General features: G+C 70.8%; 7 protein-coding genes. 1 reads left to right on the forward strand and 6 read right to left on the reverse strand.

All coding sequences use genetic code 11. The features are described 5' to 3' along the window. Position 1 precedes the first annotated feature (1 nt). The 4 genes from alaS to rpsD all read right to left on the reverse strand — a co-directional run bounded on the left by alaS (position 2) and on the right by rpsD (position 4,333). Positions 2–2,671 carry an alanine--tRNA ligase gene (alaS, locus tag ACZ4VL_RS35030; protein WP_468208346.1) on the reverse strand — a complete coding sequence of 890 codons (2,670 nt, stop codon included), beginning with the start codon at positions 2,669–2,671 and terminating at the stop codon, positions 2–4. Next, positions 2,671–3,024 (reverse strand): DUF6167 family protein, encoded by a 354-nt coding sequence (locus tag ACZ4VL_RS35035; RefSeq protein ID WP_468208349.1) that lies wholly within the window; start codon positions 3,022–3,024, stop codon positions 2,671–2,673. The genes alaS and ACZ4VL_RS35035 overlap by 1 nt, the downstream gene beginning before the upstream one ends. Before the next feature lie 9 nt (positions 3,025–3,033). After that, entirely contained in the window at positions 3,034–3,465 is a 432-nt protein-coding gene (locus tag ACZ4VL_RS35040; RefSeq protein WP_468208352.1) for a DUF948 domain-containing protein, read from the reverse strand. 256 nt (positions 3,466–3,721) lie between these two features. Next, complete coding sequence (gene rpsD / locus ACZ4VL_RS35045; RefSeq protein WP_361091565.1) at positions 3,722–4,333, reverse strand: 30S ribosomal protein S4; 612 nt, start codon at positions 4,331–4,333, stop codon at positions 3,722–3,724. 277 nt (positions 4,334–4,610) lie between these two features. Between rpsD and ACZ4VL_RS35050 the strand changes: the two genes are divergently transcribed. After that, a complete protein-coding gene (locus tag ACZ4VL_RS35050; protein ID WP_468208355.1) occupies positions 4,611–5,264 on the forward strand; it encodes a DUF2470 domain-containing protein in 654 nt (217 codons plus the stop codon). Here the strand turns inward: ACZ4VL_RS35050 and ACZ4VL_RS35055 are convergent. Then, positions 5,261–6,610 (reverse strand): replication-associated recombination protein A, encoded by a 1,350-nt coding sequence (locus tag ACZ4VL_RS35055; RefSeq protein ID WP_468208357.1) that lies wholly within the window; start codon positions 6,608–6,610, stop codon positions 5,261–5,263. The genes ACZ4VL_RS35050 and ACZ4VL_RS35055 overlap by 4 nt on opposite strands. Positions 6,611–6,651: 41 nt before the next feature. Then, positions 6,652–7,257 carry a vitamin K epoxide reductase family protein gene (locus ACZ4VL_RS35060; protein WP_468208359.1) on the reverse strand — a complete coding sequence of 202 codons (606 nt, stop codon included), beginning with the start codon at positions 7,255–7,257 and terminating at the stop codon, positions 6,652–6,654. Between the last annotated feature and the right edge of the window lie 220 nt (positions 7,258–7,477).

Raw genomic sequence — 7,477 nt, forward strand, 5'->3', positions numbered from 1 at the left:
GTCAGACCGTCTCCACGACCAGGCGCTCGACCGCGGCGATGGCGTCCGGGACGGCGGCCGGGTTCTGACCGCCGCCCTGGGCCACGTCCGGCTTGCCGCCACCGCCGCCGCCGAGGGTCTTGGCGGCGGTACGGACCAGGTCACCGGCCTTGAGACCGCGCTCGCGGGCGGCCTCGTTGGTGGCGATCACGGTCAGCGGCCGCCCGCCCGCCGTGGCGAACAGCGCCACGACGGCCGGGCGGTCGCCCTGGATGCGGCCGCGCACGTCGAGGACCAGCTTGCGCAGGTCGTCGGCACCGGTGCCGTCCGGCACCTGGCCCACGACGAGGGCGACGCCGCGGATGTCCTGGGCGTTCTCGGCGAGGCCGGCGGCGGCCTGGAGGACCTTCTCCGCGCGGAACTTCTCGATCTCCTTCTCGGCGTCCTTCAGCTTGCCGAGCATGGAGGCGATCTTCTCCGGCAGCTCCTCCGAACGGCCCTTGACCAGCTCCTGGAGCTGGGCGACGACCGTGTGCTCCTTGGCGAGGAAGTTGTAGGCGTCCACGCCGACGAGGGCCTCGACACGGCGCACGCCGGAGCCGATCGAGGACTCGCCGAGCAGCTTCACCAGGCCCAGCTGGGCGGTGTTGCCGACGTGCGTGCCGCCGCACAGCTCCTTGGAGAAGTCGCCGATGGTGACGACGCGGACCTGCTCGCCGTACTTCTCGCCGAACTCGGCGATGGCGCCCTGCTTCTTCGCCTCGTCGATGCTCATGATCTCGGCCGTGACCTCCAGCTCACGCGAGAGCACGTCGTTGATCTTCTGCTCGACGTCGGTGAGGACCGTGCCGGGGACGGCGTTCGGCGAACCGAAGTCGAAGCGGAAGCGGCCGGGGCTGTTCTCGGAACCGGCCTGGGCGGCGGTCGGGCCGAGGGCGTCGCGCAGCGCCTGGTGGGTCAGGTGCGTGGCCGAGTGGGCGCGGGCGATGGCCCGGCGGCGCCTGATGTCGATGGCGGCGTACGCGGAGGCGCCGACCGTCACCTCGCCGACCTGGACGGAGCCCTTGTGGACGGAGACGCCGGGGACCGGCTGCTGGACGTCGCGGACCTCGATGACGGCGCCGGTGTCGAGCTTGATGCGGCCCTGGTCGGCGAGCTGGCCGCCGCCCTCGGCGTAGAACGGGGTGCGGTCGAGGACGACCTCGACCTCGTCGCCCTCGGAGGCGGCGGGCGCGGAGACGCCGTTGACGAGCATGCCCACGATGGTGGCCTCGCCCTGGTTGGTGGCGTAGCCGGTGAACTCGGTGCCGCCGGCGGTGTCGGCGATCTCCCGGTAGGCGGAGACGTCGGCGTGGCCGGTCTTCTTGGCCTTGGCGTCGGCCTTGGCGCGGTCGCGCTGCTCCTGCATCAGGCGGCGGAAGCCGGTCTCGTCCACGGAAAGGCCCTGCTCGGCGGCCATCTCCAGGGTGAGGTCGATCGGGAAGCCCCAGGTGTCGTGGAGCAGGAACGCCTTGTCGCCGGAGAGGACCGTGCCGCCGGCGGCCTTGGTCTCGGTCACGGCGGTGTCGAGGATGTTGGTGCCGCCCTTGAGGGCCTTCAGGAACGCGGCCTCCTCGGCGAGGGCCACGGTCTCGATGCGCTTGCGCTCGGTGACGAGCTCCGGGTACTGCTGGCCCATCGTGTCGATCACGACGTCGATGAGCTCCTTGACCACGGGGCCGGTGGCACCCATGAGGCGCATGTTGCGGATGGCGCGGCGCATGATGCGGCGCAGCACGTAGCCGCGGCCCTCGTTGCCGGGGGTGACGCCGTCGCCGATGAGCATGGCGGAGGTGCGCATGTGGTCGGCGACCACGCGCATCGAGACGTCGGTGTCCTTGGCCTGGCCGTAGCGGACGCCGGTCAGCTCGGTGGCCTTGTCCATGACGACGCGCAGGGTGTCGGTCTCGTACATGTTCTGCACGCCCTGCAGGATCATCGCCAGGCGCTCGAGGCCGAGGCCCGTGTCGATGTTCTTCGACGGCAGGTCACCGAGGATCGGGAAGTCCTCCTTGCCGTCGCCGGCGCCCCGCTCGTACTGCATGAAGACGAGGTTCCAGATCTCCACGTACCGCTCGTCGTTGACGGCGGGGCCGCCCTCGACGCCGAACTCGGGGCCGCGGTCGTAGTTGATCTCGGAGCAGGGGCCGCAGGGGCCGGGCACGCCCATGGACCAGAAGTTGTCCTTCTTGCCCAGGCGCTGGATGCGCTCGGCGGGGACGCCGATCACGTCGCGCCAGATCGTCTCGGCCTCGTCGTCGTCGAGGTAGACGGTGATCCAGAGCTTCTCCGGCTCCAGGCCGTAGCCGCCCTTGTCCTGGGGCGCGGTGAGCAGCTCCCAGGCCAGCTTGATGGCGCCTTCCTTGAAGTAGTCGCCGAAGGAGAAGTTGCCGCACATCTGGAAGAACGTGCCGTGGCGGGTGGTCTTGCCGACCTCTTCGATGTCCGGGGTACGGACGCACTTCTGCACGCTGGTGGCCCGCGGGGCGGGCGGCTTGGTCTCACCGAGGAAGTACGGCTTGAACGGGACCATGCCCGCGTTGACCAGGAGCAGAGTCGGGTCGTCCGCGATGAGCGACGCCGAAGGGACGACGGTGTGACCGCGCTCCTCGAAGAAGCTCAGCCAGCGGCGGCGAATCTCAGCCGACTCCATCAGTGGTCCTCATTCCGGTTGATGTGGGAGAAGTTCGGTCGGGTGGTCCCGCGGTGCGGGTCGTTCTCGAGGGCCTGCAGTCGCCGCGGCCCGGGGAGGGCGGTGACACTGCCCGGCCGGTCGGGGTCCTGGTGCAGCCCCAGTGCGTCATTCAGCTCGTCCTCGCGCTGGGACATTCCCGCCTTGACGTCGAGGGCGAACTCCTTGAGGCGGTGGCCCGCCTCCACGGCCTTGTCTGCGGCCTGGGCGGCAAGGCTCTCCGGCGTCAGCTTCTTGAGCTGGCGGTGGACCTTGTTGGTGGCCCACACGCCGGCGGCTGCGCCGGCGGTGAACCAGAAGGCTCGGCGGAACATCGGCGTGGGTCAGCCCTTCTGCTTCCGGCGCCGGGCCGCCGGCACCGTACGTCCAACGATCACGGTACGTCGCTCAGCGGCGGGCGGCGCACCCTCCTGGGTCCGGCCCAGGGCCTTGCGGACCCCGTAGCCGAAGGCGGCGACCTTGACCAGCGGGCCGCCGAAGGTGGAGGCCACGGTGGACGACAGCGCGGACGCGTTGGAGGTGACCTCCTGGACGTCGCTGGCGATGGCGTCGACCCGGTCGAGCTGGGTGCGCGCGGAGCGGACGGTCGTGGAGGCGTCCGCCAGCAGCGGGACGGCCTGGTCGGTCACCTCGGCCACCAGCTTGGTGGTCGCCTTGAGCACCTGGGCCAGCCTCACCAGCGCCACGGCCAGGAAGGAGACCAGAATTGCCCAGAAGACGGCCACGAGGATCCCGGCCACCTCTCCACCGGACACGTTGCACCGCTCTCTGCATGTTGATCGCTACGTAGAAAAGTCGTTCTCCGACCCTATCGCGCCGGAGATACGCAGCCGTACCGGAAATCCCGGCTCGCGGGCCCACGGGACTCCGGAAACAATCTTGCCCCGGGGCCGGTCGGGGCCCGCGGGCGGGGTGCCCCGTCGGCGGGGGCCGGAAAACAGGAAGCCCGCCGGCTCCCCCGAGGGGGAGCCGGCGGGCTGACCAGCCTGTGGGGCTACGCCTGCCGAATGATCAGCGGGCGTAGTACTCGACGACGAGCTGCTCGTCGCAGATGACCGGGATTTCCTTGCGGTTCGGGTCGCGGTCCAGGCGGAAGGCCAGGGCCTTCAGGTTGACCTGCAGGTAGCGCGGGGTCTCGCCCTCGCCTGCGTAGCCACCCTCACGGGCGATCTGGAACGGAACCTTCTCGCGGCTGCGCTCGCGAACGGTGATGACGTCGTCCGGGCGGACACGGAACGACGGCTTGTCGACCTTCGCGCCGTTGACCTCGATGTGGCCGTGGACGACCATCTGGCGGGCCTGGTAGATGGTGCGGGCGATGCCCGAACGCAGGACCAGGGCGTCGAGACGACGCTCGAGCTCGACGACCAGCGCCTCGCCCGTCTTGCCCTCGGCCTTCTTCGCGCGGTCGTACGCGCGGGCCATCTGACGCTCGGAGATGTCGTACTGAGCGCGCAGACGCTGCTTCTCGAGCAGACGGACCTTGTAGTCCGAGGTCTGCTTGCGGCCACGGCCGTGCTCGCCCGGCGGGTAGGGGCGGGCCTCGAAGTACTTGACGGCCTTCGGCGTCAGGGCGATGCCGAGAGCGCGCGACTTCTTGACCTTGGGTCGCTTCTGGTTCACGGGGAACCTACCTCCATGTAAGTTAGGTGAGGCTTACCTTATCGAGGAGGACGTAATGTCTCGACCGCATGGGATCCCCCTGCCCAGTGCGCATCGGAGTTCGGATTCCAACGAAACGGAATCCGCTTTCGACGACGATAGGCAAGGTCAGCCGCGTCCCAGGGAAGGCGTTCGGCAGCTCACCGGAGCCGAACGCGTACGAACCCTCGTAGAGTCCAACGCCTCAGTATCCCTCACCCTGCCCGGTGCTCGTGACCAGGGAGAGTGGTGGACGGGGATGCCGGCCGCTGCGACCGTCACCCCGGACGGGGACGTGATTCTCCTGGTATCAGGGGATTCCAAGGCTGCCAGGGCAGCCGCGCACGCCCAGGACGACGACCTCACCGCCGTGATCGAGATCACGGACGTGGCGCCGGTGTCCGTGCCCCATCGTATCCGAGGCCGCGCGTGGCTCGCCGGGTGGCTGACCGGGGTCGGCGACGAGGAACGCGCCGCCTGCGCCGCGCTGCTCGCCGAGCGCCACCCCGTGGGCGAGCTGCTGCGCCTGCACGGCAGCCCGCAGTGGGTGCTGCTGCGGCTGGAGGTCGGCGACATCTCGGTGGACGACCTGTGGGGCGCCGAGCGCGTGGACCCCGACGACCTCGCCGCGGCCGAGCCCGACCCCGTCGCCGCCCATGAGACCGAGCTCCTCCAGCACCTCGCCGCCGCCCACCGCGACCGGATCGCCGACCTCGGCTCCCTGCTGGGACCGCGGGAGAGCACGGGCCTGACCGCCGTCCCCCTCGCCCTGGACCGGCTCGGCCTGCGCGTGCGCTTCACCTGCCCGCGCTCGGCGTCCTCCTTCGACGCCCGCTTCGACTTCCCCACGCCCGTCGGCGACGTCCGCGGCCTGCACCGGGCCATGCAGAACCTCTTCGCCGCCGCCGGCTAGGAGCCGCGCAGCCGCTCGCGGACCTTCTCCACCACGTCCGCGTACCGCGCCTCCGCGCCGTAGCGCGTCGGCTCGTAGTACCGCTTGCCGTGCACCGCGTCCGGGGCGTACTGCTGCGCCGCGATGGCGCCCGGCACGTCGTGCGGGTACACGTAGCCCACCGCGTGCCCCAGCTTCGCCGCGCCCTTGTAGTGCCCGTCCCGCAGGTGCGCCGGCACCGTCCCCGCCAGGCCCGCCCGGACGTCCGCGAGCGCCGCACCGATCGCGGTCGTCGCCGTGTTCGACTTCGGGGCCAGCGCCAGTGCGATCGTCACGTGCGACAGGGTCAGCGCCGCCTCCGGGAAGCCGATCATCGCCACCGCCTGGGCCGCGGCCACCGCGAGCGGCAGGGCCGTCGGATCCGCCAGGCCGATGTCCTCGCTCGCTGAGATCATCAGCCGCCGGGCGATGAACCGCGGGTCCTCCCCCGCCTCGATCATCCGGGCCAGGTAGTGCAGGGCCGCGTCCACGTCCGAGCCGCGGATCGACTTGATCAGCGCGCTCGCCACGTCGTAGTGCTGGTCGCCGTCCCGGTCGTAGGCCACGGCCGCCCGGTCGACCGTCTCCTCGACCGTCTTCAGGCTGATGTCGTCCTCGCCCTTGGCCAGCGCCGCACCGGCGGCGGCCTCCAGCGCCGTCAGGGCCCGTCGGGCGTCCCCGCCCGCGATCCGCAGCAGGTGCGCCTCGGCGTCCGCCGGGAGGGAGACGGCCCCGCCCAGGCCCCGCTCCTCGGTCAGGGCCCGGCGCATCAGGGCGCTCAGGTCGTCGTCGGTCAGCGGTTCCAGGGTCAGCAGCAGCGAGCGCGACAGCAGCGGGGAGATGACCGAGAAGTACGGGTTCTCCGTCGTCGCCGCGATCAGCGTCACCCAGCGGTTCTCCACGGCAGGCAGCAGCGAGTCCTGCTGGGCCTTGCTGAAGCGGTGGATCTCGTCGAGGAAGAGGACGGTCTCCTTGCCGTACCCGCCGGCCGCGCGCCGGGCGCCGTCGATGACCGCCCGAACCTCCTTCACGCCCGCGGTGATGGCGGACAGCTCCACGAAGCGCTTCTGCGTCGCCTGGCTCACCACGTACGCGAGGGTGGTCTTGCCGATGCCGGGCGGGCCCCACAAGATCACCGACGACGGGCCGGCCGGACCGCCCGCGCCCTCCCCGACCAGCCGTCGCAGCGGCGAGCCGAGCTTCAGCAGGTGCTGCTGGCCGACGACCTCGTCCAGGTTGCGCGGGCGCATCCGGACGGCGAGCGGGGAGCTCGCCGGGTCCTTCTCCTGGCGCTCTTCGGCTGCGGCGGTGAACAGGTCTGGTTCCACACGGGAAGCCTAAGCGCTCCCGCCGACAGCCCGGGAGCGGCTCAGGAGGTCCAGAAGTCCCACCAGCGGGTCAGGATCAGCATGCCGATGATCCCGACGTGCAGGACCGGCAGCACCCAGGTGAACTCGTCGAGGAAGCCGCGCAGCCAGCCCGGGGCGGGCAGCATGCCCTCGCGGACGTTGTGCGCGGTGACGTACCAGAACATGAAGATCGTGGCGACCCAGGCCAGGGAGCACCACAGGCACAGGGCGTTGATGCTGTACAGCGACTGGTAGGTCAGCCAGGCGCAGAAGACGACGCCGAAGAGGCAGCCGGCGTTGAAGGTCAGCCAGTACCAGGGCCGGAAGCGGGCCCCGGCCAGCACGCTCATGCCGACGCAGATCACGATGCCGTAGGCGACGAGGCCGAGCATCGGGTTCGGGAAGCCGAACACCGCCGCCTGCTCGCTCTTCATGATGCTGCCGCAGGAGACGACCGGGTTGAGGCTGCAGCCCGGCGTGAAGTTCGGGTCCTCGAGCAGCTTGAACTTGTCGATCGTGATCACCCAGGCCGCCAGCAGCCCGGCCGCGCCGGTGATCACCAGCAGCCAGGCCAGGGCCCGGCTCGCGCCGACGGTCCGCACGGTCTTGTCGCCTGTAGTCGTCATGCGGTGCATTCTGCCGCACGGACCTGTGGGCCGGACCGGGAAGCGGCTGGAGCCCGGAGCGGTGTGCCGGTCCGGCAAGTGCTCGCCGCCGACACGGGGTTGGGGGGGGGGGGGGGGGGGGGGGGGGGGGGGGGCCCCCCCCGCCCGAGAAACTCTCTTCAACCACCCCCGCCAAAGAGCAGAACGGAAGAAAAGAAGGTGGGGGAAAAGGATCCGCGAT

It is taken from the genome of Streptomyces sp. NPDC029014 (assembly GCF_055564695.1).

Excerpts from the sequence above, each read along its gene's own strand:
- alaS (WP_468208346.1), bottom strand. The coding sequence starts at position 2,671 with ATGGAGTCGGCTGAGATTCGCCGCCGCTGGCTGAGCTTCTTCGAGGAG.
- ACZ4VL_RS35035 (WP_468208349.1), bottom strand. The coding sequence starts at position 3,024 with ATGTTCCGCCGAGCCTTCTGGTTCACCGCCGGCGCAGCCGCCGGCGTG.
- ACZ4VL_RS35050 (WP_468208355.1), top strand. The coding sequence starts at position 4,611 with ATGCCGGCCGCTGCGACCGTCACCCCGGACGGGGACGTGATTCTCCTG.
- ACZ4VL_RS35060 (WP_468208359.1), bottom strand. The coding sequence starts at position 7,257 with ATGACGACTACAGGCGACAAGACCGTGCGGACCGTCGGCGCGAGCCGG.